Source organism: Bradyrhizobium sp. BR 10261 (genome assembly GCF_019455395.1).
GTDB lineage: Bacteria > Pseudomonadota > Alphaproteobacteria > Rhizobiales > Xanthobacteraceae > Bradyrhizobium > Bradyrhizobium manausense.
This window is the reverse complement of the sequence record NZ_JACOFQ010000009.1, coordinates 94,283-119,499: the sequence shown is the minus strand read 5'-3', so window position 1 is coordinate 119,499 and position 25,217 is coordinate 94,283. Positions and strand designations below refer to the sequence as shown.

Below are 25,217 nucleotides of genomic sequence, written 5' to 3'. Positions count from 1 at the left end.
TCCAGACGCCGGGGATTCGAACGATCAGGCCGCGATCTCTTCCGCCCTGCTCCCGACCTCGTCGCGCTTCGCATTGATCAAATTGAGGAGATGGGCGGCCGCGCGGGCATCGCACAGCGCGCGGTGATGGTCCTTCAGCTCGATATTGTAGGCCCTTGTGAGCTTGCCGAGCCCGTAGGATTTGTGGCCGGGATAGTGCCGGCGCATGCTCGCGCAGGTGCAGAGCTTTGGAAAGCGGAAACGGCGTTCGAGGCGCTCGTATTCCGCGGCGATGAAGCCGTAGTCGAAATTGACATTGTGAGCGACGAAGACGCCGTCAGCCATGAACTGCATGAAGCTATCAGCGACTTCCGCGAACAATGGCGCACCCCGCACCATCTCATTGCTGATGCCGGTCAACGCGACGATCTTGGCCGGGATCGACCGTTGCGGGTTGATCAGCGAATGCCACTCCGCCACGACCTCGTGATTGCGGATCTTGACGGCGCCGATTTCAGTGATGCGATCCCCGCCGGTCCAGCCGCCGGTGGTCTCGATGTCCACGACGACATAGTCCTGGTCCGGATCGAAACGGAAATCGGCGCGGCCGATCTCCGAAGGGATTCCCGCGTTGCCGAGCTGGCGAAGCCGCGTCAGCTGGTTGCGCCTGATGACGTCGCCCTCGGCCTTCACTTCCATGAACGAGACGACGCCATCAGCCACAAGCATGAGATCGGGGAAGCCATCGCGCATCGCGCGATAGTCCTCGCACATCAGGCGAAGGATCGCTGCGAGGCCGTCAGCACTGGCCCCCGCAAGCAACGCGCGGAGCGCGTCCATATCGACATGGTCCCAGGCGAACACGCCGTTCGGCTTGCCCCTTTTCGCAGCAACGATCCGCAGGATCTGGGGCAGCGCTGAGCTCGCGGCGACGGCCGCCAACTTCGCGTCGATCTGAGACGCGAACATCCGGGCAAAGGTTCTGTCCTTCAGGCAGTGCGGCATCCAATCGAAGCCGCTGTGCAGCTGTCCGGATTCGAACAGCTCATCCCAGAACAGCAAGCCGAACAGGCAGTGCCAGAGTGTGTTTTCGGCGTGGAAGACCTCAAGGCCCTGCCGGCGCAGAACGCCGGCGATCCCGGCCTCCGGGCTGCCGCGCCAGGTGTCGTCGACCCGGAGCGTTCGTCCTGCCCGCAACAGCTCGGTGCAGAGTCCCGTCCGGCGCCCATCGAACTTCCGGGCATAGAAGTCGCTCGCAAAGACGCATTCGTCATCGCTGGCGGGATCATCGATCATGCGCCGTAGCAGGTCCTCCGCGGCGTCCTTGTCGCCCTCCGCATAAAGCAGCCGGGCGAGGCGCTCATTGCATTCGGCCGAAGCGCCGGCACGATAGAGCTGCACCGCGAGCGCGGCCTCACCCTTCTTCTCGAAGTGCAGACCCGCTTTGTGGGCTGCGCGGCTGCGCAGATCGAGGGCGTAATCCGTCGGGCAGGCAGGACCACCGAGAATGTCGGCAACGGACCTGCGATACACCTCGTCGGATTTGGCCTCGAGCTGGCGGAGCAGGCGCGCATAGTGGAAGCAGGCCCTCGCCTCGTCCGCATCGGCAAACCGCGCGCTGAAATCCGCCTGGCCGTTGGTGCGCAGGATGCCGAGATCGCGCAGCGCGAAATTCTTCAGGTTGTTCTCTGTCTTGCCGAAATAGAGATAGAGCAGGAACTCGAGCGGTTCGGTGTCAGCGAGCGCGATGAAGGCCTCTCCACCGCAGTGCCGGAATGCCGTGCCGAACGACAGATTGGCGAGGCAATACTCCGACAGCTTGGCCTTGGGCCACGAGGCCCTGACGTCGCTCATGCCGGCCGCCTTCGCGCCGTCGAACAGATCAGGCTTTGCAAGGCACGCCAGGAACGCAGCGTAGTCCTGTTCGGTCAGGCCTCGAACATAACCGGCAACGCCAAGCTCCCCCAGCGCGCCGAAGGGGTCGGCGATCTCGGCGTATTTGAAGGTGGAGGGATTGAAGACCGTGCCGTTGCGGTTGACCATCCGGATGAACAGGCACTGGGCGTCCTTCGACAGCGACGAGAAGCGAGCGACAAAGCCGTGATGCCTCTCGGCCAGCACCGGACCGTAGGTCTCGCAAACGAAGCTCAGCATCTCCGTGAAGTGGTCGTGATAATAGTAGACCGGCAGGACAGGCAGCGTCATCCGCGCGCAGCCCTCGGCGCAGCGCAGCGCGATCCCGCTCCGGTCGAAGTTCCCCGTGATTCCTTCGCGTTCATGTTCGACTTCTGTTCTTTTCGCCCGGCAGTGTCAAGCTCGGAACTTCGCGACCCGCGCTGTCCCGATGCCGGGTTTCGGTGACAACCAGGGCGCGCGAAGGCGCCTATTGCACCGCGGAACGATTTGCGACGCACCATTCAAAATGAGACTGCCCGTTAAGCCGCGCGTGGCGCCGACCGGTGCGCCGTATCCGAGTTCGGTTAGCCTTCATTCCAAGAAATCGTCGAAGACCCGATGGCCTTGCAAGAACGTCGCACGGCGCGGCGGACGCGTGAGGTGCGGTGAAAAACAGCGACAAGAACGACCAGGGAGGAGAGCAATGTTGAAAGGCAGTCTAGGACTGATTGCGTTGAGCAGCCTGCTGATGTCAGGCACCGCCTTCGCGCAGGAGAAGATCAAGGTCGGCGTCACCGCGACCCTCGAAGGCACCTACACCGTGCTCGGCGAGGACGGCATCCGTGGCTTCCAGACCGCACTGAACGTGCTCGGCAAGAAGGTCGGCGACAAGGAACTCGAATTCGTCATCGCTTCGACCGACGCCACACCGGACTCGGCTGTGCGCGCCGTGCGCAAGCTGATCGAGCAGGACAAGGTGCAGATCCTGCTGTCGCCGCTCTCCGGCGACGAGGGCATCGCGGTCAAGAACTTCGCGAAGACCCATCCGGAGCTGACCTTCATCAACGCAGCCTCCGGCGCGCAGGAAACGACTTATGTCGATCCGGCCCCGAATTTCTTCCGCTACAACATGGACGGCGCGCAATGGCAGGTCGGCCTCGGCAAGTACGCCTATGACACCAAGGGTTATCGCAAGATCGCAACGGTCGGCGAGGACTACTCCTTCATCTACACCCAGGTGTTCGGCCTCGTGCTCGAATTTTGCGGCGCGGGTGGACAGGTCACCAACCGGCAATGGGTGCCGCTCGGCACCAAGGATTTTGCGTCGGTTATCGCGGCGCTGCCTGACGACGTCGATGCCATCTATCTCGGCCTCGGCGGCGGCGACGCCGTCAACTTCCTCAACCAGTACCAGCAGGCCGGCGGCAAGGCGCATCTGATGGGCGGCTCGATCATGATCGACCAGACCATCCTGTCGTCCAAGGGCAATGCCAAGAACGCGCTGATCGGCACGCTGGCCGCCAGCGGCCAGGCCGACACCTGGGAGGATCCGGGTTGGCAGAAGTTCGTGAAGGACTATCAGGACGCCTTCCCGCCGAACAAGCGCTTCCCGAGCCCGTCGCTGCTTGCCACCAACTATTACGGCTCGACCATGGCGCTGATCCTGGCATTGCGTCAGGTCAATGGCGATCTCAGCGACAACCAGTCGAAGTACAAGGCTGCGCTCGCCAAGATCGAGCTCGATGCGCCCAACGGCAAGATCAAGCTCGACTCCAACCGCCAGGCGATCGGCACCAACTTCGTCACCGAAGTGGTCGATGACGGCAAGGGTGCGCTGTTCTCGAAGGTCGTGAAGGTGATCCCGAACGTGAACCAGACGCTGGGCTATGACCCTGCCGTGTTCGCCAAGATCGGTTTGCCCAGTCGTACAGTACCGGAATGTAAGAAGTACTGACGTAGTCGCATCAGCGACGTAATGACTGATCGGGGAGAGATTTGCAGAGCGCGCGACATGCACGCTCTTGCATTCTCTCCCCGGTTGTTGAACCCTATCAAAAAAGCAAAAGCTTCTGGGAGGGAAGGCATGAGCCGGGCGCTCGCCGTCTTCCACGGCCGTTTTGGTCGGGCGACGGTTTATCAGTTGAACCGCCCCTTCAATATCCACGCGCATCGCGAAGGTCACTTGATCTTCCATGTGGGCGGGCGTTCCGCATGCATCGATGTCAACGACGGACGCTACGACCTCACCGAAGGCTCTGTCGTCGCGGTGAATCCATGGGAACCGCATAATTTCCTGCCCACGGACCTCGACGGCGGCGCCGTCTTCTTCGTGCTCTATGTCAATCCGGAATGGTTCGCGCCCGATGTGCCCGGCGCCGACCGTCTCCGTTTCGGCCGCACCCAGTTCGCGCGATCGCCCGCACTGGACAAGCACATCAGACACGCCGCAGCCCTTGTGTGCGGCGCACCCTCGCTCAACAGCCTCGATGGCGAGCTGCGACGGCTAATCGATATCTGCTACGACGAAAGCTGGCAGCAGGCCGAGACCGCGCCCGATCTGCGCGCGAACGGTTCCATCACCGATTTTCGCGTCCGCAAGTGCATCAAGATGATGTCGGAGAGCCCCGGCGCGGAGATCGAGCTCGACACCATCGCACGCGAGTCCGGCCTGTCGCGGCCGCATTTCTACCGGCTGTTCCGCACCCAGACCGGCGTCACGCCGCACCTTTATCTCAACACGTTGATGATGGAGCAGGCGCTGGAGGCGCTGGTGGAAAGCGAGGTCCCGATCGCCGATATCGGCTTCGATCTCGGCTTCTCCTCGCAGAGCGGCTTCACCCGCTTCTTCGCCGCCAATGTCGGGATGGCGCCGACCGATTATCGCCGCGCGGCCAAGGTTTTGCGCGGCTGACGAACGCGCGAAAAGATACTCACGATCAAATGCCTCTCTCTCCGCCCCACTAGGATGGACGGAACGCGATCCCGGCAAGAGGATCGCATGTCCCGGGAGGACGCAAATCCATGGCGCGGTACGCAGCCTGCACAGGGCTGTCCGACCTGCATAAGAAGTGTAGTGGCGCCCGTCGCAAGCGGAGCGAGGAGACGCCATGACCCGCTTTGTCGAGCGTCATCCGGCCTGGGCGCTGATCGTCATCATCGCGGTCGCAGTCGTGCTGTGGCTGATCTTTGCGGTGTGGCCGCCGGGGCTTGAAGATGCGATCGGCCGCAAGCGCGTGTTCCTCAACGCGGTCTTCAACGGCATCACGCTCGGCGGTCTCTATTTCCTTGTCGCCAGCGGCTTCACGCTGATCTTCGGCCTGATGCGCAACGTCAACCTTGCGCACGGCTCGCTCTATCTGTTCGGCGGCTATGTCGGCTACGCCATCAGCGCCTCGACCGGGTCGTGGATCCTCGCCTTCATCGTCGCCTTCGTCCTGACGGCGCTGGTTGGCGTCCTGCTCCAGGTGCTCGTGTTCCGCCGCATGGAGGGCCAGGATCTGCGCCAGACCATGGTGACGATCGGACTCTCGATCGTGTTCGCCGACCTGATGCTGTGGGCCTGCGGCGGCGACTTCTACCAGATCCAGACCCCGAACTGGCTGATCGGTCCGGTCGAGCTGCCGCTGATCACCGCACTGAAATCCTCCGGCGAGCCGGTTTACTTGCGCTATCCGCTGGTGCGGCTCGTGATCTTCCTGGCCTCCGTCATCATCGGCATCGCGATGTGGCTCGCGCTCAACCGCACCCGGATCGGCATGATCATCCGCGCCGGCGTCGACGATCGCGACATCCTTGCAGCGACCGGCGTGCGCATCCAGATCGTCTTCGTGCTCGTGTTCGCGCTCGGCGCGGGGCTCGCCGGTATCGCGGGCGTCGTCGGCGGCACCTTCCAATCGCTCTCGCCCGGCGAGGACATCCGCTTTCTGCTCGCTTCCCTCGTCGTTGTGATCGTCGGCGGGATGGGCTCGATTCCCGGCGCCGCGCTCGGCGCGCTGATCATCGGCCTCGCCGAGCAGCTCGGCTCGGTCTACATCCCGACCTACGCCATCGTCGTGACCTTCCTGATCATGGTGCTGGTGCTGGCGCTTCGGCCGCAAGGCCTGCTGGCGAGGCGCTGACATGTCCGTCACCCACGATACGCGCATTCAGATCGGCAGCCCCGCCGCATCAGCGCAGCGGCAAGCCGCACGCGGCTGGCCCGATCTCAACAATCCCGCAGCCTGGATCGTGGCGGTGATCCTGCTGATCATGCCGCTGATCGCCAACGGCTTCTTCCTGATCGAGATCTTTGCGACCACGCTGATGCTGGGCACCATCGCGCTCAGCCTGATGTTCCTGGCCGGCTACGGCGGCATGGTCAGCCTGATGCAGCTCACCATCGCGGGCTTTGCCGCCTACATGGTCGCGGTGTTCGGCACCAGCGACAACGCCAATATCAGCCTGGGCTGGCCGTGGTGGCTGGCGGTGCCGATGGCGCTGACGCTCGCGACCATCTTCGGCACGCTCGGCGGTGCGCTCGCGGTGCGGACCGAGGGCATCTACACCATCATGATCACGCTCGCGATCGGCGCGGCCTTCTATTACTTCACCAACCAGAACTGGGCGATCTTCAACGGTCATACCGGCATCAACAACGTCGCGACGCCGCATTTTTGGGGCGTCAACTGGCGGTCGGACATTCCGTTCTACTATGTCGTGCTCGCGATCGCCGCGCTTTGCTATTTCGCGGTCGACTACATCTCCCGCGCGCCGTTCGGCCTGGCGCTCCAGGGCGTGCGCGACAATCCGCGTCGCATGGCCGCGCTCGGCTTCAACGTCAATGCGCACCGCGTCGCCGCCTATGCGGTCGCGTCCTTCATTGCGGGCCTCGCCGGCGTGCTCCAGGTCTGGAACTATCGCCAGATCTCGCCGGGCTCGGTCAGCGTCGGCGCCTGCATCGATATCCTGATCATCGCCATTGTCGGCGGCATCACCCGGCCGATCGGTCCCTATATCGGCGCCCTGGTGTTCGTGCTGCTACGCACCTTCGCGCTCGATTTCCTGGTCAAGATCGGGCTCGACGGCAACCGTTTCCGGCTGCTGATCGGCCTCGGCTTCCTTGCCATCGTGTTCTGGTCGTCGGATGGCGTGATCGGCCTGTGGCAGCGCTGGCGGCGGAGCCAGCGTCCGCAGTCGGATCGCCCGAACGGAGGGCGCGGCCATGGATAGCGTCGCCCGGCGCCTCTCCGCGGTCGGAGCCGGTGCAGCGCTGGAGCTGCGCGGCGTCACGCGGCTGTTCGGCGCGCTGGCAGCGCTGACCGACGTCACCATCACCGTGCGCCCCGGCGAGCGGCGCGCCGTGCTCGGCTCCAACGGCGCCGGCAAGACCACGCTGTTCAACTGCATCACCGGCGACTTCCCGCCAACCTCAGGCACGATCCGCTTCTTCGGCGAGGACGTCACGCACTTCCCGCCCTATGAGCGCATCCGCCGCGGGCTCAGGCGCACCTACCAGATCTCCGCGCTATTCCCCGGCCTCACCGTGCAGGACAATGTCTACCTCGCCTGTCGCGGCGTCTCGCGCGGACGCTTCTCGTTCCTGCGGCCCGGCCAGAACGATGCGCTGATGCATGCGGCCGACAATCTGGTGCAGGCGGTGCATTTGAGCGCGGTTAGGGATCAGCGCGTCGCCGAGCTCGCGCACGGCCAACAGCGCCAGCTCGAGATCGCGCTGGCGCTCGCAGGCGCCCCCCGCTTCGTGCTGTTCGACGAGCCCGCCGCCGGCCTGTCGCCGACCGAGCGGGCCGAGCTGGTGGAGATCCTGACCTCGCTGCCCGCGCATATCGGCTACATCATCATCGAGCACGACATGGACGTTGCGCTGCGCGTCGTCGAGAGCGTGACGATGATGCACAATGGCCGCATCTTCAAGGAAGGCGTGCCGGAGGAGATCCAGTCCGATCCCGAGGTGCAGGAGCTTTATCTCGGAGGCGGCCATGAGTGAGGCTCGCCGCAGTGCCGCCGCACTCGAGGTCCGTGGCCTCGACGTCTATTACGGTCATTCGCACGCGCTGCAGGGTGTCGACCTCACGCTCGACGCCGGCGTGTTCTCCGTGGTCGGCCGCAACGGCATGGGCAAGACCACGTTGTGCAAGGCGATCATGGGCCTCGTGCCGGTCAGCGGCGGCTCGATCCGGGTTCGCGGCGAGGATATCACGCGGCGGCCGCCCGCAAATATCGCGCGCCTCGGGGTCGGCTACGTGCCGCAGGGCCGCCGGCTGTGGCGCTCGCTCAGCGTCGACGAGCATCTGCGGCTCGCCGGCGGCATCCGCTCCGGCGCCTGGACGGTCGAGCGCATCTACGACACCTTTCCGCGGCTTGCCGAACGCCGGGATCACGGCGGCGGCCAGCTCTCGGGCGGCGAGCAGCAGATGCTGGCGATCTCGCGCGCGCTGCTGACCAATCCGCAATTGCTGATCATGGACGAGCCGACCGAAGGGCTTGCGCCCGTCATCGTCGCCCAGGTCGAGGAGATGCTGCTGCAGCTCGGCGAGGACGGCGACATGTCCGTGCTCGTGATCGAGCAGAACATCGGCGTCGCCACCGCGATCTCGCGCAACGTCGCGATCATGGTCAACGGCCGCATCAACCGCATCATCGACTCGGCGCGGCTGTCCGCCGACCGCGCGTTGCAGCAGCGCCTGCTCGGCGTCGGACTGCATGCCGAGCTGGAGCCCGACATCGACGTGCCTTCTGCGGGCGACGAAGCAAAGCCGGTCGCTCAGCCCGCACGCACCAGCGGCCCGATCCGCATCTACATGTCCAATCCGACGCCGCCGACGCGCTGGTCACAGCCGGTCCCGATCGCTCGCATCGAAGCCGCCGCGCGCACGCTTTCGACGCAAGTCGCGCGACTTGATGAGACCGCGCGGCGCAAGCGTGAGCCGATAACGGCGCAGACCTCCGGTCCGCCGGTCGTTCTGGTCGTCGGCACGCTCGACACCAAGGGCACCGAGCTACGCTTCATCCGCGACGTCATTGGCGAGAGCGGGCTGCGCACGCGGCTGGTCGACGTCTCCACCAGCGGCAAGCACGCGACCTGCGACGTCTCCGCGCAGGAGATCGCGCTGAACCATGGCCGCGGCGGCTCGGCCGTGTTCGGCCCGGATCGCGGTGCCGCTGTCACCGCGATGGCGGACGCGTTCGCCAAGTGGATCAAGCGCCAGGGCAATATCGCCGGCGTGATCTCGGCCGGCGGTTCGGGCGCGGCCTCGCTGGTCGCCCCCGCCATGCGTACCCTCCCCGTCGGCGTGCCAAAACTGATCATCTCCTCGGTCGCTTCGGGCGATGTCGCGCCTTATGTGGGTCCTGCCGACATCACCATGATGTATTCGGTCACCGACGTGCAGGGCCTCAATTCGATCTCGCGCGCGGTGCTTTCGAACGGCGCCAATGCCATCGTCGGCATGGTCAAGGCCCGCCTCGACCAGCGCGAAGCCAAGGAGCGCGCCGCGAGTGCCGGCTTGCCGTCGATCGGCATCACCATGTTCGGCGTCACGACACCAGCGGTGCAAAAGATCGCGGCCGATCTCGCTGGCGATTTCGAATGCCTCGTCTTCCATGCCACCGGCGTCGGCGGTCGCTCGATGGAGAAGCTGGTCGATTCCGGCCAGCTCGCCGGCGTGATCGATCTCACCACCACCGAGATCTGCGACCTCTTGATGGGCGGCATATTTCCGGCGACCGAGGATCGTTTCGGCGCCATCATCCGCACCCGCCTGCCCTATGTCGGCTCGGTCGGCGCGCTCGACATGGTCAATTTCGGCGCACCCGACACCATCCCCGAGCGCTATCGCGGCCGCAAATTCCACGTCCACAATCCACAGGTGACCTTGATGCGCACGACAGCGGACGAGAACGAGCGCATGGGCCGCTGGATCGGCGAGCGGCTGAACCAGATGGACGGGCCGGTGCGCTTCTTCCTGCCCGAGGCCGGCGTCTCCGCGCTGGATGCGCGTGGCCAGCCGTTCTGGGACCCCGAGGCCGATGCTGCCTTGTTCCGCGCGCTGGAACGCACGGTGCGTGCGACCGGCAACCGGCAACTCATCCGCGTCAAGCAGAACATCAACGATCCCGAGTTCGCCTCGACCATCGTGAGCGCGTTTCGAACCCTGTTCGGACGCGCCGGGGCGCGCCGGAGAGCAGCGAGGTGACCGATGGCCCGGTTTGAACGCGCAGCACTCCTGAAGCGGTTTCGCGACATGGCGAAGCGCGGCGAGCCGATCGTCGGCGGCGGCGCCGGCACCGGCCTTTCGGCCAAATGCGAGGAAGCCGGCGGCGTCGATCTCATCGTGATCTACAATTCCGGCCGCTATCGCATGGCCGGCCGCGGTTCGCTTGCGGGGCTGATGCCCTATGGCGATGCCAACGCGATCGTGGTCGAAATGGCCGGCGAAGTGCTGCCGATCGTCAGCAAGACGCCGGTGCTCGCCGGCGTGAACGGCACCGATCCATTCCGCGACATGGATGTGTTCCTCGACCAGCTCAAGGCACTCGGCTTTGCCGGCGTGCAGAATTTTCCAACCGTCGGCCTGATCGACGGCATCTTCCGCGCCAACCTCGAAGAGACCGGCATGTCCTACGCGCTGGAGATCGACATGATTGCGAAGGCGCGCGAGAAGGATTTGCTGACGACGCCCTACGTCTTCAGCGAGAAGGAAGCCGCCGCGATGGCGATCGCCGGCGCCGATATCATCGTCTGCCACATGGGCCTCACGACCGGCGGCACGATCGGCGCGCAGACCGCGCCCAAGCTGAACGACTGCCCGGCACGCATCGACACCTGGGCATCGGCGGCGCTCAGCGTCAACCCGGACATTCTGGTGCTCGCCCATGGCGGCCCGATCGCGGATCCCGCGGATGCCGATTTCATCATGAAGAACACCCGCTACTGCCACGGCTTCTACGGCGCCTCCTCGATGGAGCGGCTGCCGGTGGAGCGGGCATTGACGGAACAGGTCCGCAAATTCAAGGCGATCGGCGCGCCGTAACGCCTTACAAGATCGAGGGAGGGAAACATGTCAGGGATACTGGTCGGCGAGCTCATCCTCTGGCTGATCGTCGCGATCATCGTGATCGTGGTCGGCGTCTACATCGTCAACTGGCTCTACCACCGCTCCTCCAAGGAGGTGTCGTTCGTCCGCACCGGCTTCCTCGGCGAACGCGTGGTCATCAACGGCGGCGCCTTCGTGCTGCCGTTCATTCACGACTACACGCCTGTCAACATGAACGTGCTGCCGATGGGCATCGTGCGCTCGCGCCAGGACGCCGTGATCACCCGCGATCGCATGCGCGTCGACATCGAGGCCGACTTCTATGTGCGGGTGCAGCCGACCCGCGAGGCCGTCTCGATTGCGGCCGCCACGCTCGGCCGCCGCACCATGGAGCCGGAGCAGCTCCATACATTGCTGGCCGGCAAGTTCATCTCGGCAATCCGCTCGGTTGCCTCGGAAATGACCATGGAGGAAATGCATGAGCGCCGCGGCGATTATGTCGCGCGGGTCAAGACCAACGCGGCCGAGGCCCTTGCCCTGAACGGCCTCGAGATCGAGTCCGTCGCCATCACCGATCTCGACCAGACCGACCTCGAATTCTTCAACCCGTCGAACCGCTTCGACGCCGAAGGTCTGACCCGCCTGATGGAGGACATCGAGGCCAGGCGCAAGCTGCGCAACGACATCGAGCAGGACTCGATGATCAAGATCCGCGCCCGCAATCTCGAGGCCGAGCGGCAGGCGCTCGAAATCGAACGCGAGAGCGAGACCGCGCGGCTCGAACAGGAGCGCGACATCGAGATGCGCCGGGCGCTCCAGCGCACTGAAGTCGCCCGCGAACGCGCCCTGCGCGAGACCGAGGCCGAGCAGGCCCAGATCTCGGCGCGCGAAGCGATCGAGCGCTCGCGCATTGCCAACGAGCAGGCGATTGCGGAGGCCCGCATCGCCTCCGAGCGCGAGACCCGCCAGAAGGAGATCGAGCGCACCCGCACCATCGAGGAGAAGGAGCTGCTGGCGCGCGAGGAGATCGAGAAGACCCGCATCGCCAACCAGCGCTCGATCGACACGACGCGGATTGCCAGCGAGCGCGAGGTCCGCCAGCGCGAGATCGAGCGGATGCGCACGGTCGAGGAAGCAGAGATCGCAGCCCGCGAGGCGATCGAGAAGGCTCGCATCCAGCAGGACCGCGTCGTCACCGACGCCCGCATCGCCAATGAGGAAGAGACAAGGCGCCGCGAGATCGAGCGCAGCCGCGCCGTCGACGAGGCCGAGATTGCCGCCCGCGAGGCCACTGAGAAGGCGCGCATCGCGCAGACGCTGATCGTGAACGTCGAACGCATTTCCTCCGACGAGCGCACCCGCGCTCTGGAGATCCAGCAGGTCCGCACCATCCAGGAGGCCGAGATCGAGGCGCAGCGTGCGGTGGAAGTCGCCCGCATTGCCCGCGAACGGACGCTCGCCGCCGAGCGCATCGCCGCCGAGCAGAACACAAGACAGCTCGAAATCGAGCGCAACCAGACCCTCGAAGTTGCCGGCATCGCCGCACGCGAGACCACCGAGGCCTCTCGGATCGCCCAGGAAGAGCGCGTCCGCTCGCTGGAAATCGCGCGCAACCGCGCCGTCGAGGAAGCCGATATCGCCTCGCGCGAGGCGATCGAGGCGGCCCGCATCGCCCAGGAAAAGGCGGTCGCGGCCGAGCGCATCCAGGCCGAGCGCGATACGCGTTCGCTGGAGATCGAACGAACCGGCATTCTGGAGGCCGCCGAGCTGAAGCGGCGCGATGCCATCGAGCGGCAGCGCATCACGGTCGATCTCGCGCTGGAGGCCGAGCGGATCAATTCGTCCAGGAAGCGCGAGGTGCTCAATATCGAGCAGAAGAAGGCGATCGAAATCGCCGACGAAGACCGTGTGATCGCCCTCTCCGCCAAGAAGTCCGAGCGGATCGACGCGGATCGTCAGGTCAGGCAGGCCGAGATCGTTGCCCGCAAGGAGGTCGAGACCACGGACGTCTCGCGCGAGCAGGCGTTGGAAGCCGCCCGCCTCGAACGCCGCCGCGCCATCGAGCAGCTCGAGGTCGCCCGCGTCCAGTCACTCCAGGAGGCCGAGATCTCCTCCCGCGAGGAAGTGGAGCGCGCACGCATCGCCTCTGACCGCGGCCTCGATGAAGCCCGCATCGGCCGCGAGCGCGAACTGCGCAAGCTTGAGGTGAACCGCGAGAAGGAGGTCGAGACTGTCTTGATGGAAAAGGCGATCGCCATTCATCAGAAGTCGCTCGAAGAATCCGCCGCCCGTGCCGCGGCCGAAGAGGCCCGCATGCGGGCTACCGAGGCCGCCGAGCGCGTGGTTACGGCGCGCGAGAGCGAGATCGCAAAACGCCGCAAGACCGTCGAGGTGCTGCTCGCCGAGAAGCAGGCCGAGGAAACCCGCATTGCCGCCGATGCCGAACGTGTCCGCGCTGCCGTCGAGGCTGAGGCGCAGCGCATGCTCAACGAAGCCGAGAACGTGCTGACGGACCAGGCGCGCTACTCGCTGTTCCGCCGCAAGCTGCTCGACAAGATCGAAGGCATCGTGCGCGAGAGCGTCAAGCCGATGGAGAAGATCGAGGGCATCCGCATCCTCCAGGTCGACGGCCTCAATGGCAACGGCCATGGCGGCAATGGCGGCCGCAGCGCCACCGACGAGGTGATCGACTCGGCACTGCGCTACCGCGTGCAGGCGCCGCTGATCGACTCCATCCTGTCCGACATCGGCGTCGAGGGCGGCAGTCTCGCCAAGATGCCGGGCCTGATCCGCGAGGCCCGCGACATGCAGGGCATCAAGGATTCCGCACGCAAGGGCGGCGGCGACAAGCAGGCCAGCACCCCGCCCGCGGCCGAGGGTGGCGGCGAGCCGCCCGCCGAGCGCGGTCCGCGGAAGAAGAGCTGAGGTCTCACCCATGCCCCGCGTCTACGTCTCCACCGTCGTCAATGCGCGCAACGACCGCGTCTGGGCGCGCGTGCGCGATTTCAACGGCCTGCCGAACTGGCATCCCGCGATCGCCGAAAGCCGCATCGAGGGCGGCGAGCCCGCGGACAAGATCGGCTGTGTGCGCGACTTTCGCCTGCGCAACGGCGACCGCATCCGCGAAAAGCTGCTCGGCCTCTCCGATTACGACATGTTCTGCACCTATTCGATCCTGGAATCCCCGATGGGCGTCGAGAACTATGTCGCGACCTTGCGGCTGACGCCCGTCACCGACGGCGACCAGACTTTTGTGGAATGGACCGCCGAGTTCGACTGCGCCCCGGAGCGCGAGACCGAGCTTGTCGGCAATATCGGCGGCGGCGTGTTCCAGGGGGGGTTCGATGCGCTGAAGCGTGTGTTCGGAGGCTGATATCAGTGCCGCATATCGTCAAAAGCACCATCCTGGACGCGCCCACCGATGCAGCGTGGGCACTTCTGCGCGATTTCAACGGGCACGATCGCTGGCATCCGGCGGTCGCGACGTCTTCGATCGAACGCGCGCATTCGTCCGACAAGATCGGCTGCATCAGACGGTTCAAGCTCAAGGACGGCGCCGAACTGCGCGAGCAATTGCTGGCGCTGTCCGACCTCGAACAAAGCTTCAGCTACTGCCTGCTCGACACGCCGATCCCGATGTTCAACTACGTCGCCCATGTCCGCCTGCTGCCTGTCACTGACGGCGACCGCACCTTCTGGCACTGGGAGTCGCGCTTCACCACCAGGCCCGAAGACCGCGACCGCATCACCCATATGGTCGCCGAAGACATTTACCAGGCCGGGTTCGATGCAATCCGCCGGCATCTGAAGGAGGCCGCCTAGATGGCCGTGATAGTGAAGACTTTTGGCAGCGCCAACGAGGCGGCCGGGGCGCTGTCGTCGGACCGCACCGCCCGCTATCTTGGCGGCGGCACGCTGGTGATGCGGGCGCTGAATGAGGGCGACGTCTCGATCTCGACGGTGGTCCGCGCCCAGGATCAGGCACTGACCCGGATCGACGCGTCCGGCCCGCGCATCACGCTAGGTGCCGGCGTCACCTTCGCGCGCGTCCTCGCCGAGCGCGACCTCGGCTTCCTGCACGCCCCGGCCCGATCGATCGGCGGCCCAGCGGTCCGCAACATGGGAACGGTCGGCGGCAATCTTTTTGCGCCGAACCCCTATGGCGATTTCACGGTTGCGCTGCTCGCGCTCGATGCGACAGTGGCCGTCGCGGGCGGGTTTGGCTCACGCGACATTCCGATCGAGGAGTTTCTGCAGGCACGCGACCGACAGGCGGGGGCATTGGTCCTCTCGATCTCGTGCACCCGGCCCGCAAGCACGGAGGCATTCCGCTATCGCAAGATCGCGCGCATCAAGCCGAAGGGCGGCTCGGTCATCACGCTGGCCGCGCATCTGCCGATCTCGGGCGGCCGCATCGCAGGTGCCCGGATCGCACTCGGCTCGATGGCGCCGACGCAGATCCGCGCCCGCGCCGCCGAGCGGGCGCTGGAGGGACGTTCGCTGGATGCAGCGACCATCGCCGCTGCCGCATCGGCCGTCACCGAGGGAACATCACCAGCCGACAACGCGCTCGGCAGTGCCTGGTATCGCCGCGAGATCGTCGGCGTGCATCTGCGCCGCCTGCTGTCGGGACAGGAATAGAACCCCATGTCCAAGATCCCGCTTCAATTTCGTCACAACGGCCGCGATGTCGCCATCTTCGTCGACGGCGGCACCAACCTGCTGGTGGCACTGCGCGAGCTGATCGGCGACATGACGCCGAAATTCGGCTGCGGCCAAGGCGGCTGCGGCACTTGCAGCGTGCTCATCGACGGCGAACTCCACCTCTCCTGCCTGACGCTGGCGGAAACGGTCGCTGGCCGCGCCGTTGAAACGCTCGACGGCATGAAGCAGGGGCCGAACCTGCATCCGCTGCAGCGCGCCTTCGCCGACAATTTTGCCGCGCAGTGCGGCTATTGCACGCCGGGCATGCTGATGGCTGCAAAGGCCTTGCTCGATCGCAATCCCTCGCCGAGCCGCGACGAGGTCATCGAGGCCATCTCCGGCAACATCTGCCGCTGCACCGGCTATGAGCCGATCATCAATGCCATCCTCGCCGCCGCCGGCGGCCGGGTCAGTGCCTGAAGGACGTCGCCATGCTGGAGCTGCGCAAGGACATTTTCGCCGACGAGCGCGACGATAACTTAAAGGAAATCGGCAAGGGCACCCAACGACAGGACATGCTCGGACATGTCACGGGCACGTCGAGCTATTTCAATGACCACAAGCTTCAGGGCATGTTGCATCTGAAGGTCGTGCGGTCGACGCAGGCGCATGCACGCATTCGCCGCATCGACACGACGGAGGCTGAGCGCTCGGCCGGCGTGCGCCGGATCATCAGGGGCGCCGATGTGCCGGTCAATCTGAACACGCTGCTCAGCCTGATCAATTTCGGCAAGGACGACGAGCCTTCGCTGGCGGTCGACAAGGTCCGCTACAAAGGCGAGCCGATCGTCGCCATCGTCGCCGACAGCGAGCGCGAGGCCTTCGAGGCGATCGCGAAAGTCAGGATCGACTACGAGCCGCTGCCGGCGGTGTTCGATGTCGAGGATGCGCTGAAGCCCGGCGCACCCGTGGTCAACGAGACCTATCCAAAAAACACCTTCACCTATCACGAGACCTACGATCACCAAAGACTGCGCTTCGGCGATGCCGATGCGGCGCTGGCGACCGCCGATCATGTGCTGGAACAACGCTACCAGATGTCGCCGATCGAGCACGCGCCGACCGAGACCAACGGCGCGATCGCCGCGCCCGACACCAACGGCCGCTATGTCGTCTATACCTCGACCCAGGCGCTGTTCTTTTCGGTCGATACTTGCGCCAAGATCCTGAACGTGCCGTCCAACACCTTCCATTTCATCGGCGGCACCGTCGGCGGCGGCTTTGGCGGTAAGGTCGACACGCTGACCGAGCCGCTTGCCATCCTCGGCGCCATGCTGACCGGAAAGCCCGTGCGCTACGTGTTCGGGCGCGAGGAGGAGATGCAATATGGCCCGCCGCGCGGGGCCGAGCGCATCTACATCAAGGACGGCGTGATGCGCGACGGCCGCATCGTCGCGCGCAAGATCCGCGCCTATTTCGACAGCGGCGCCTATACGCGCCTCTCCAGCTACGCCGCGGTGAAATGCGCCGCGCATCTGCCGGGCCCCTACACCATCCCGAATGTCTATGGTGACGTCTATTGCGTCTTCACCAACCGCACGCCGGCGACCGCCATGCGCGGCTTCGGCGTCACCGCAATGGATTTTGCCATCGAGTGCCAGATGGACAAGCTGGCGCACCTCATCAACATGGATCCGATGGAGTTCCGGATCCTCAACGCCTATCGCGATGGCGACATGAAGGCGCACCGGCGCGAGGCCAAGAACACGGCCCTGATCGAATGCGTGCAGGTCGCGGCTGAAAAAGCCAAATGGCCGCTGCGCGAAGAGTTCAAGCGGGCATCTTCGCGCAAGGACGGTGGCGGCAGCCGCGCCGTGATCCCGCCGACACCGGCAGACTCGCGCGCACGGCCAGCGGCTCCGGCGCAGCAGCGCACCAGCTACGACCGGCTGCCACCGACCGTCACCCGCGAACCGCCGCGCGAGCCGCCTCCGCCGGCTCCGACGCCACCTTCGCCGCGGCCGGCCGCGCCCTCGCATGGCGCGACCCGCTTCTCCTCCGTCTTCGGCACCAGGAGGCGCTAGATGACCCGGCATCGCGGACGCGGCATGGCCTCGATCAACTATCCCATCGGCATGAATCTCGGCGGCGATCCCAGCCAGGCGCTGGTGCATTCCAATCCGAGCGGCAAGTTCACGGTAGCGCTGTCCTCGATCGACCTCGGACAGGGCATGAAATCGGTGACGCGGCAGATCTGTGCGGAGACGCTGGGCGTACCGGTCGAGGACGTCTATGTCGACACGGCCGACTCGGACACAGGCCCGCATTGCATGGGCTCCTTCGCCTCGCGCGGTACCCATCGCGTTGGCAATGCGGTGATGGCAGCCGCCCGAGAAGCCCGTGGCGTGATGATGGAAGCCGCCGCCGAGGAGCTTGAGGTCAACGCCGCCGACCTCGAGACCGACGGACGCGGCAACATCCACGTCAAGGGCGCGCCGCACCGTTCGATCTCGACCAAGGACGTCGCAATCGCGGCCCAGTTCAAGCAGGGCAAGACCATTTCCGGCCGCGGCATTTTTCTCGTGCCGCTCTCTGAAGTGAATCCGGAGACCGGCGAGATGTCGCCCGCGACCTGCTATGCGCATGCCTGCCTTGTCGCCGAGGTGGATGTCGATGACGAGACCGGCGAGGTCGCGATGGTGCGAATGGACTCCGCCTATGAGCTCGGCCGCGCCCTTAATCCACGGCTGGTCGAGCAGCAGCTCGTCGGTGGCGCCTGGATGGGCGTCAGCCACGCGCTGTATGAGACGCCCGAGCCGTATTACCCCGAGCCGGTGCATGGCCCGCGCGACTTCGTCGAATATCTGATGCCCGGGCCCGGCGACATCTGCCCGCACGATATCGCCGTGCTGGAGCGCCCCGCCCCGGACGGTCCGTTCGGCGCCAAGGGGCCCGGCGAGATGTGCGCGAACCCGGTGCTGCCGGCCGTCGCCAACGCCATCTTCAACGCGGTCGGCGTGCGCATCGACGACCTGCCGATCACGCCGGAAAAGGTGCTGCGCGCGATCAAAGCGCAGGGCGGCGCGCGGCCGCAGGCGCGGCGCTAGAGGTTTTGGCTCATGCCGGTCCGCAGCAACATCGTCGGCATCGACAGCCCGGACGCGCTGGAGAAAGCGCTGCGCGCTGCCTATTACCTCGCCGACGCGGGCCTTGCGACCGCGGCCTATCTGGGCCTTGCGCTCGGCAAGCCATTGCTGCTCGAGGGCGCGCCGGGTGTCGGCAAAACGGAAGCCGCAAAGGCCATCGCCGCCGTGCTCGGCCGCCGCCTGATTCGCCTGCAATGCTACGAGGGCATCGACGCCTCCGCTGCACTCTACGAGTGGAACTATCCGCGCCAGATGCTCGCGATCCGCCAGGCCGGCGACGAGAGCATCGACATCTATGGCGAGACGTTCCTGATCGAGCGGCCGATGTTGGCTGCCCTGCGCGCCCCGGACTCGACTGTGCTGCTGATCGACGAAGTCGACCGCGCCGACCAGGAGTTCGAGGCTTTCCTGCTGGAATTCCTCTCCGACTTCCAGATTTCGATCCCCGAGCGCGGCACCGTGCGTGCTGACGAACGCCCCGTCGTCGTCCTGACATCGAACCGGACGCGCGACCTGCACGAAGCCTTGCGCCGCCGCTGCGTCTATCACTGGATCGACTACCCCACCGAAGAGCGCGAGGCCCGCATCGTGATGCTGCGCGCCTCCAGCGTCGCCGAAGCGACCGCGCGGGCCGTTGTCGCAGCGGTCGGCAAGCTCAGGCGCGAGCCGCTGAGCAAGGCGCCTGGCATCGCCGAGGCTGTGGATTGGGCCGAGGCCGCAACGCTGCTGCACAAGGGGGGTGCACGCTGGCCCGATGCGTTCAAGCGATCGATCGGCGTCGCGCTGAAGGACGAGGAGGATCTGCACTTCATCTCGCCCCGGCTCGACGCCATGCTCGCGGAGGCCACCGCATGAGCACCGAGCCTCAACTGCCGCGCGCCGCCCGCATCTTCGTCTCCTTCGTCGCATTGCTGCGTGCCAACGGCTTTGCCGTCGCGCCGGAACAAACCACCGCGTTCCTCACCGCGATCGAGCTGCTCGGGCCGCGCGACCTCAGCGATATTAGGCAGGCAGCGCTCGCCACCCTCGCCCCACCACCTGAACGCCGCACGACGTTCGACCGCCTGTTCGACCTTCACTTCCGCGGCAGTGAGGCGATCGAGCATACCGATGACAGCGAGGACGATGAGACACTGCGGCTCCAGGAGGAAGGCCGCGGCGACCAGGAGCCGCTCCGCTCCGACGACGCCAACGAATCCGGCCTGACTGCAACGCGCGCCGAGGCGCTGGTCGAGCGCCGCTTCGCTCAGCTCTCCACTACGGATGCGCTCCGCCGGCTGTCCCGCGAAGCGCCAAGGCGCCTGCCCAGGCGGCGTGGCCACCGCCGCATGCGCGCGCGCCGCGGGCCGTTTGCCGATCTTCGGCGCACTTTACGCGACTCCGTCCGCAGCGACGGGGAGATCCTGCGGCTCGGGCATATGAAGCGGCGCCAACGGCCGCGAAAATTCCTACTGCTGATCGACGTCTCCGGCTCGATGAAGAGCCGCACCGAGGAGAACATGAAGCTGGCGCACGCGCTGGTGCAGGCCGCACCCTATGTCGAGGTCTTCACCTTCGGCACCCGGCTGACCCGTGTCACCCGCGCGCTGCGGCTGAAGCGCCGCGAGCAGGCGCTGAGCGCGGCCGCGCATCTCGTCAGCGACTGGGATGGCGGCACCCGCATTGGCGATGCGCTGCAAGCCTTCCTCGCGGTGCCCCGCTTCGGCAGCTATGCGCGCGGGGCGGCCGTGGTCGTGGTCTCGGACGGGCTGGAGCGCGGCGAGCCCGATGCGTTGCGTGATGCGGTGGCAAAGCTGTCGCGACGGGCCTGGCGCGTGAGCTGGCTGACGCCACTGGCGACCGGACCCGGCTTTCGGCCGCAGACCGAGGCGCTCGTCGCGATCGAGCGCTTTGTCGATGATCTCGTCGACGGTGGATCGATCGCGTCTATCGTTGCGCATGTCCTGGCCTTGGGACGAAGGAGAGTGGCGTGAGCGAGATTGTCGACGGCCATCATCATATCTGGCGCCAGGCCGACCTGCCCTGGCTGGTCGGCCCGATGCAGCCGCGCATCTTCGGGCCTTACGAGGCGATCCGGCGCGATTATCCGATCGAGGAATATCTCGATGACCTCAAGGACACCGGCGTCACCCGCTCGGTCTACGTCCAGACCAATTGGGCCAATGACCGTTTCGAGGACGAGGCGGCCTGGGTGCAGCGGACCGCCGATGAGCACGGCTGGCCGCACGGCATCGTCGCCTATGCCAATTTCGCCGTGGACGACGTCCGTCCGCAGCTTGACCGCCTCAAGCGCTATTCCCTGGTGCGCGGCGTGCGCATGCAGCTGCACTGGCACGAAAACCCGCTCTATCGCTTCGCGGCCAAGCCCGATCTCTGCGTCGATCCCATGGTGCGCCGCAACGTCGCGCGTCTCGCCGACTATGGCTGGAGTTTCGATCTGCAGGTGTTCACGCCGCAGATGCCGGATGCCGCGCATCTCGCCGACTCCTGCCCCAAGGTGACCTTCATCCTCCAACATGCCGGCATGCTCGAAGACGTTTCGCCAGCGGGCTGCGCGGCCTGGCGCGCGGGCATGGCCCGGCTCGCCACATGTCCGAACGTCGTCTCGAAGCTCTCGGGCCTCGGCACTTTCATCCATCGCAACGACCCCGCGCATATCGCCGCTGTCGTCGCCGACACCGTCGCGATCTTCGGCGCCGAGCGCTGCCTGTTCGGCTCGAATTTCCCGATCGAGAAATTGTGGACCAGCTATCGCGAGCTCGTTGAGGCCTTTCGTACCGCGGCCGCGCCGCTGAGCGCCGAGCAACGGGATGCAATCTTCCGGGGTACGGCGACACGCGTCTATCGACTTTGAACGACAAGAAAGAACACAAGGAGGGCAACGAATGGCGCTGGAGATCAAGATCATGGACTACGGCGATATCGAGCTGGAATCGAGCTTCCTGGTGCTCGGTCGCGATTGCGGCCGCACCCGCCGCGTCCTCACGCTGGGCTTTTTGATCCTCGGCGGCAAATATCCTGTCGTGGTCGACACCGGCTATCGCTCCAACCAGATCATGGAGACGCTGGGCATGCGAGGGCTGCAATACCATGAACACATGATCGAGAACCAGCTCGCTCGCCACGGCGTGCGCATGGGCGACGTCCGTTTCGTCTGCCACACCCATCTGCACATCGATCATGCCGGCAAGGACGATCTGTTCCCGATGAACACGACCGTCGTACTCAACCGCAAGGAGCTGGAATATTCCGTCTCCGGCCTGATGCACCCGCAATATCCGGCGCCCGACATCAAGCACCTGATCGACCGTCTGCACACCAAGAGCGCGCTGCGCTTCCTCGACTTGGAGATCACCGGCCCGATCGAGCTGATGCCCGGTGTCTATTGCGACGCCGCCAATGCCCATACCGAGGGCTCGATGAACATCATCGTCGAGACCGCCGACGGCATTGCCACCATCTGCGGCGACGTGATCTACGATTTCAACGACCAGATCGTCACGCCCTTCCACGAGATCCACGACTGGGAGCCGCGTACCACCGGCAACCACGGCACCAGCAAACGTGCGGAGAAGGCTGCGATCAAGAAGCTGCTCAGCAATTCGCGCTACCTGCTGCCGGTGCACGACCGCCCCGCCAAGATCGAAGGCGGCAATGTCGTGGGCCGGCTGCACGACCAGGTCCCCGGACCGATCGTGCAGTCCCTGCCCGCGCGGAACTGGTTCCCCGCCTAGCATGATGTGAGGGCCGACCGATGACACATGTCACCCTGCGCTCCGAATTCGAGACCCTGATCGATCCCTACGCGCCCGTTGCGCAAGTCGGCACAGGCTTTGAGTTCACGGAAGGACCGATCTGGCATCCGGTCGATCATTACCTATTGTTCTCGGACATGCCGGGCGACGTGCGCCGGCGCTGGGACGCGCGGCGTGGCGTCGTCGAGGTCAAGCGTCCGTCGAACAAGTGCAACGGCATGACCTACGATGCCGAGCTCAATCTGATCGTCTGCGAACACGCGACCTCCTCGCTGATCCGCGAACGGCCGGACGGGCGGCGCGAGGTGCTGGCCTCGCACTTCGGCGGGCAGGAGCTCAACAGCCCGAACGATGTCTGCGTCCACTCCGCAGGCGCAATCTATTTCTCCGACCCCTGGTATGGCCGCATGCCGGTCTATGGAGTCGAGCGGCCGCGCCAGCTCGGCTTCCAGGGCGTCTATCGCGTGGCCCCCGGCGGCGAGCCGAAGCTGGTGGTCGACAGAACCTTGTTCGACCAGCCGAACGGGCTCTGCTTCTCACCCGATGAACGACTGCTCTATGTCAACGACACCGTTCAGGCGCTGATCCGCGTGTTCGACGTCAACGCCGACGGCACGCTGGCGAATGCGCGCGTGTTCGCCAGCGGCATCCGCTCCGAACTGGAGGCGGGCGTGCCCGATGGCATGAAATGCGATCAGCACGGCAATGTCTGGGTCACCGCACCCGGCGGCGTCTGGGTCTATTCACCGCGGGGGGAGTTGCTCGGAAAAGTCCGCGTGCCGGAGCTGGTCGCCAACCTCGCATGGGGTGGGCCGGACTTCCGGACGCTGTACCTGACCGCGACGCATTCGGTCTATGCCATCCCGACCAGGACCGGACCGCGCCACGAGCCCTATATGAGCGGACGGCGCAGCGGCGGTACGAGCACGGGCGCCGCGGCCGCAGCGCCGATCCTCGCCGATGGCGAGTTGCGGCTCGATCCGAGCCGCTGCGCCATGATCATCCAGGATCTGCAGAACGACGTGATCATGGATGGCGGCGCCTTCGCCGACTCCGGTGCGCCAGGCCATGCCAAGCAACAGCACGTTGTCGAGAATGTCCGGCGCCTGGCGGAGGCCGCGCGGGCGCGCGGCGTCGCCATCATTCATGTCTGGTTCGTGGTCGAAGCAGGCGCGCCCGGCGTCACGCTGAACGCGCCGCTGTTCGAAGGCCTGGTCGACAGCAAAGCGATGGTGCGCGGCAGCTGGGGCGCCGCGCCGGTGTCAGGCCTCGAGCCGCGGCCCGGCGATTTCGTGGTCGAGAAGATGCGCATGAGCGCCTGGGAAGGCACCAAGCTGGAAACGATCCTGAAAGCCACCGGCCGCGACATGATCATCAATACCGGGGCCTGGACCAACATGTCGGTCGAGCACACCGCCCGCACCGGCGCTGACAAAGGCTATTTCATGATCGTGCCGGAGGATTGCTGCTCGACCATGAATGCCGACTGGCACTCGGCCTCGATCAATTTTGCCATGCAGAACGTCGCCGTGGTCACGCGCGCGGATGCCGTCATCAGAGCGCTGGGATGAGCGGTGGCGAAGCTCCTGCATCTCTCCTGCTCGCCGCGCCCTGACTCCGAGTCCAGTGCCGGTGCAGGCGTGTTCCTTGACGGCTTTCGCCAGGCCCGCCCCGATTGGGACATCGACCTCGTCGATCTCTGGCGCGAGCGGATGCCGGAATTTACAGGTCCCATCGTCGAGGCCAAATATGCGCGCATGAGCGCGCAGGCCTTCAACGATGCTCAGCGGAATAGCTTTGCCGAAGCCGAGCGGATGGCACTGCGCTTCGCGCTGGCCGATCGCGTGCTGATCTCGACGCCGATGTGGAACTTCGGCATCCCGTACAAGCTGAAGCAGTGGTTCGACATCATCATCCAGCCCGGCCTGACGTTCCGCTTCGATCCCGCGCAAGGTTACCTTCCGCTGCTGAAGGACCGCCCGACCATTGTCATCCTCGCCTCAGGCAGCGATTTCGCGACCGGCATGAACCGCGGTCGCATCGACATGGCGACACCCTATCTGCGCGAAGCGCTCCGCTTCATCGGTGTCAGCGACGTGCGCTTCGTGCCGATCGGCCCAACAGCAGGTCCGACCGAACCGATCCGCGCTGCCCGCGAGTCTGCGCATCGCCGCCTCGCCGAGATGGCCAAGCGGTTCTGAGCCGCATTGTCAGCTGCATCGACCGGTGCCATGACTCATGGCCATCACTCTCCGTCCGGCGCGATCACGCCTTTGGAGAAGATGAAGCAGCCGTAGAAGCGCCGCTCGCCGGTGGCGATGACGCAATAGGCCGTCTTGGCCTTCTCATAGAAGGCGTGACGCTCGACCCCGACCAGCGGCCAGGAACGTCCCTCGGCACGGTCGATCACGGCCTGCACTTCGCGCTGCACCGGCGGCACCTCCTGCGGCTGGCCGACGATCTCCATGCGCATGGCCGCGTCGTCCACGAACGTATCGAGCGGCAGCACCGAGAGGATGGCTTCGATCGCCTTTGCGGTGCTGACATTGTCGATGCGAAGCAGCTCGCCGAATGCGGTCTGGCGCGCGATCGAGTCGGCCGGGAAATTGGTATCGCACACGACCAGACGATCCCCGTGCCCCATGGCACGCAAGGCATAGAGCACGTCGGCATTGAGCAGCGGGTTGATGCCCTTGAGCATGTTGTATCGTTCCCTCTCTCGGAATCGCCCGGACTCTGATGGTCCGGCTGCCCATCTATATCAC

General features: G+C 65.5%; 22 protein-coding genes. 20 read left to right on the top strand and 2 right to left on the bottom strand.

Features of this window, described 5'->3' with window-relative positions; all coding sequences use genetic code 11:
* Nucleotides 1-24 precede the first annotated feature (24 nt).
* A complete protein-coding gene (locus HYH07_RS12780) occupies nt 25-2,184 on the bottom strand; it encodes an exonuclease domain-containing protein (RefSeq protein WP_220002820.1) in 2,160 nt (719 codons plus the stop codon).
* Between the two features lie 394 nt (nt 2,185-2,578).
* Here HYH07_RS12780 and HYH07_RS12775 point away from each other — a divergent pair, with 394 nt between their 5' ends.
* From HYH07_RS12775 to HYH07_RS12680, 20 genes are all read left to right on the top strand, one after another.
* Nucleotides 2,579-3,829: an ABC transporter substrate-binding protein gene (locus HYH07_RS12775; protein WP_220002819.1), complete on the top strand. Its 1,251-nt coding sequence runs from the start codon at nt 2,579-2,581 to the stop codon at nt 3,827-3,829.
* Nucleotides 3,830-3,958: 129 nt separating this feature from the next.
* Nucleotides 3,959-4,786, top strand: a complete 828-nt coding sequence (locus HYH07_RS12770) for an AraC family transcriptional regulator (RefSeq protein WP_220002818.1) — start codon at nt 3,959-3,961, stop codon at nt 4,784-4,786.
* A 196-nt stretch (nt 4,787-4,982) separates the two neighbouring features.
* Nucleotides 4,983-5,993 (top strand): branched-chain amino acid ABC transporter permease, encoded by a 1,011-nt coding sequence (locus HYH07_RS12765; protein ID WP_220002817.1) that lies wholly within the window; start codon nt 4,983-4,985, stop codon nt 5,991-5,993.
* 1 nt (nt 5,994) lies between these two features.
* On the top strand, nt 5,995-7,083 hold the full coding sequence (locus tag HYH07_RS12760; protein WP_220002816.1) for a branched-chain amino acid ABC transporter permease: 1,089 nt from the start codon (nt 5,995-5,997) through the stop codon (nt 7,081-7,083).
* Complete coding sequence (locus HYH07_RS12755) at nt 7,076-7,858, top strand: ABC transporter ATP-binding protein (RefSeq protein ID WP_057758765.1); 783 nt, start codon at nt 7,076-7,078, stop codon at nt 7,856-7,858. Before HYH07_RS12760 ends, HYH07_RS12755 begins: the two co-directional genes overlap by 8 nt.
* Complete coding sequence (locus HYH07_RS12750; protein ID WP_220002815.1) at nt 7,851-10,067, top strand: ABC transporter permease; 2,217 nt, start codon at nt 7,851-7,853, stop codon at nt 10,065-10,067. The genes HYH07_RS12755 and HYH07_RS12750 overlap by 8 nt, the downstream gene beginning before the upstream one ends.
* A 3-nt stretch (nt 10,068-10,070) precedes the next feature.
* A complete protein-coding gene (locus HYH07_RS12745) occupies nt 10,071-10,904 on the top strand; it encodes a phosphoenolpyruvate hydrolase family protein (protein ID WP_220002814.1) in 834 nt (277 codons plus the stop codon).
* Nucleotides 10,905-10,931: 27 nt separating this feature from the next.
* On the top strand, nt 10,932-13,832 hold the full coding sequence (locus tag HYH07_RS12740; RefSeq protein ID WP_220002813.1) for a flotillin family protein: 2,901 nt from the start codon (nt 10,932-10,934) through the stop codon (nt 13,830-13,832).
* 10 nt (nt 13,833-13,842) lie between these two features.
* Entirely contained in the window at nt 13,843-14,280 is a 438-nt protein-coding gene (locus tag HYH07_RS12735) for an SRPBCC family protein (RefSeq protein ID WP_200468663.1), read from the top strand.
* Between the two features lie 5 nt (nt 14,281-14,285).
* The gene (locus HYH07_RS12730) at nt 14,286-14,729 is read left to right on the top strand and encodes an SRPBCC family protein (RefSeq protein WP_220002812.1); all 444 of its coding nucleotides are present in this window, start codon (nt 14,286-14,288) and stop codon (nt 14,727-14,729) included.
* The gene (locus tag HYH07_RS12725) at nt 14,730-15,548 is read left to right on the top strand and encodes a xanthine dehydrogenase family protein subunit M (RefSeq protein ID WP_220002811.1); all 819 of its coding nucleotides are present in this window, start codon (nt 14,730-14,732) and stop codon (nt 15,546-15,548) included. It begins immediately after the preceding gene.
* A 6-nt stretch (nt 15,549-15,554) separates the two neighbouring features.
* The gene (locus tag HYH07_RS12720) at nt 15,555-16,031 is read left to right on the top strand and encodes a (2Fe-2S)-binding protein (RefSeq protein ID WP_057758780.1); all 477 of its coding nucleotides are present in this window, start codon (nt 15,555-15,557) and stop codon (nt 16,029-16,031) included.
* An 11-nt stretch (nt 16,032-16,042) separates the two neighbouring features.
* Entirely contained in the window at nt 16,043-17,635 is a 1,593-nt protein-coding gene (locus HYH07_RS12715) for a xanthine dehydrogenase family protein molybdopterin-binding subunit (RefSeq protein WP_220002810.1), read from the top strand.
* Nucleotides 17,636-18,658 (top strand): xanthine dehydrogenase family protein molybdopterin-binding subunit, encoded by a 1,023-nt coding sequence (locus tag HYH07_RS12710; protein ID WP_220002809.1) that lies wholly within the window; start codon nt 17,636-17,638, stop codon nt 18,656-18,658.
* A 12-nt stretch (nt 18,659-18,670) separates the two neighbouring features.
* Nucleotides 18,671-19,552, top strand: coding sequence for a MoxR family ATPase (locus tag HYH07_RS12705; RefSeq protein ID WP_220002808.1), 882 nt, complete (start codon nt 18,671-18,673; stop codon nt 19,550-19,552).
* Nucleotides 19,549-20,670 (top strand): VWA domain-containing protein, encoded by a 1,122-nt coding sequence (locus HYH07_RS12700; protein WP_220002807.1) that lies wholly within the window; start codon nt 19,549-19,551, stop codon nt 20,668-20,670. Before HYH07_RS12705 ends, HYH07_RS12700 begins: the two co-directional genes overlap by 4 nt.
* Nucleotides 20,667-21,551, top strand: a complete 885-nt coding sequence (locus HYH07_RS12695) for an amidohydrolase (RefSeq protein WP_220002806.1) — start codon at nt 20,667-20,669, stop codon at nt 21,549-21,551. Before HYH07_RS12700 ends, HYH07_RS12695 begins: the two co-directional genes overlap by 4 nt.
* A gap of 31 nt (nt 21,552-21,582) precedes the next feature.
* Nucleotides 21,583-22,431 carry an MBL fold metallo-hydrolase gene (locus HYH07_RS12690; RefSeq protein ID WP_220002805.1) on the top strand — a complete coding sequence of 283 codons (849 nt, stop codon included), beginning with the start codon at nt 21,583-21,585 and terminating at the stop codon, nt 22,429-22,431.
* 20 nt (nt 22,432-22,451) lie between these two features.
* Nucleotides 22,452-24,023, top strand: a complete 1,572-nt coding sequence (locus HYH07_RS12685; protein WP_220002804.1) for an isochorismatase family protein — start codon at nt 22,452-22,454, stop codon at nt 24,021-24,023.
* A gap of 3 nt (nt 24,024-24,026) precedes the next feature.
* On the top strand, nt 24,027-24,653 hold the full coding sequence (locus tag HYH07_RS12680) for an FMN-dependent NADH-azoreductase (protein WP_220002803.1): 627 nt from the start codon (nt 24,027-24,029) through the stop codon (nt 24,651-24,653).
* A gap of 44 nt (nt 24,654-24,697) precedes the next feature.
* On the opposite strand, the gene HYH07_RS12675 is transcribed toward HYH07_RS12680, so the two are convergent.
* Complete coding sequence (locus HYH07_RS12675) at nt 24,698-25,153, bottom strand: RbsD/FucU family protein (protein WP_220002802.1); 456 nt, start codon at nt 25,151-25,153, stop codon at nt 24,698-24,700.
* Nucleotides 25,154-25,217 lie beyond the last annotated feature (64 nt).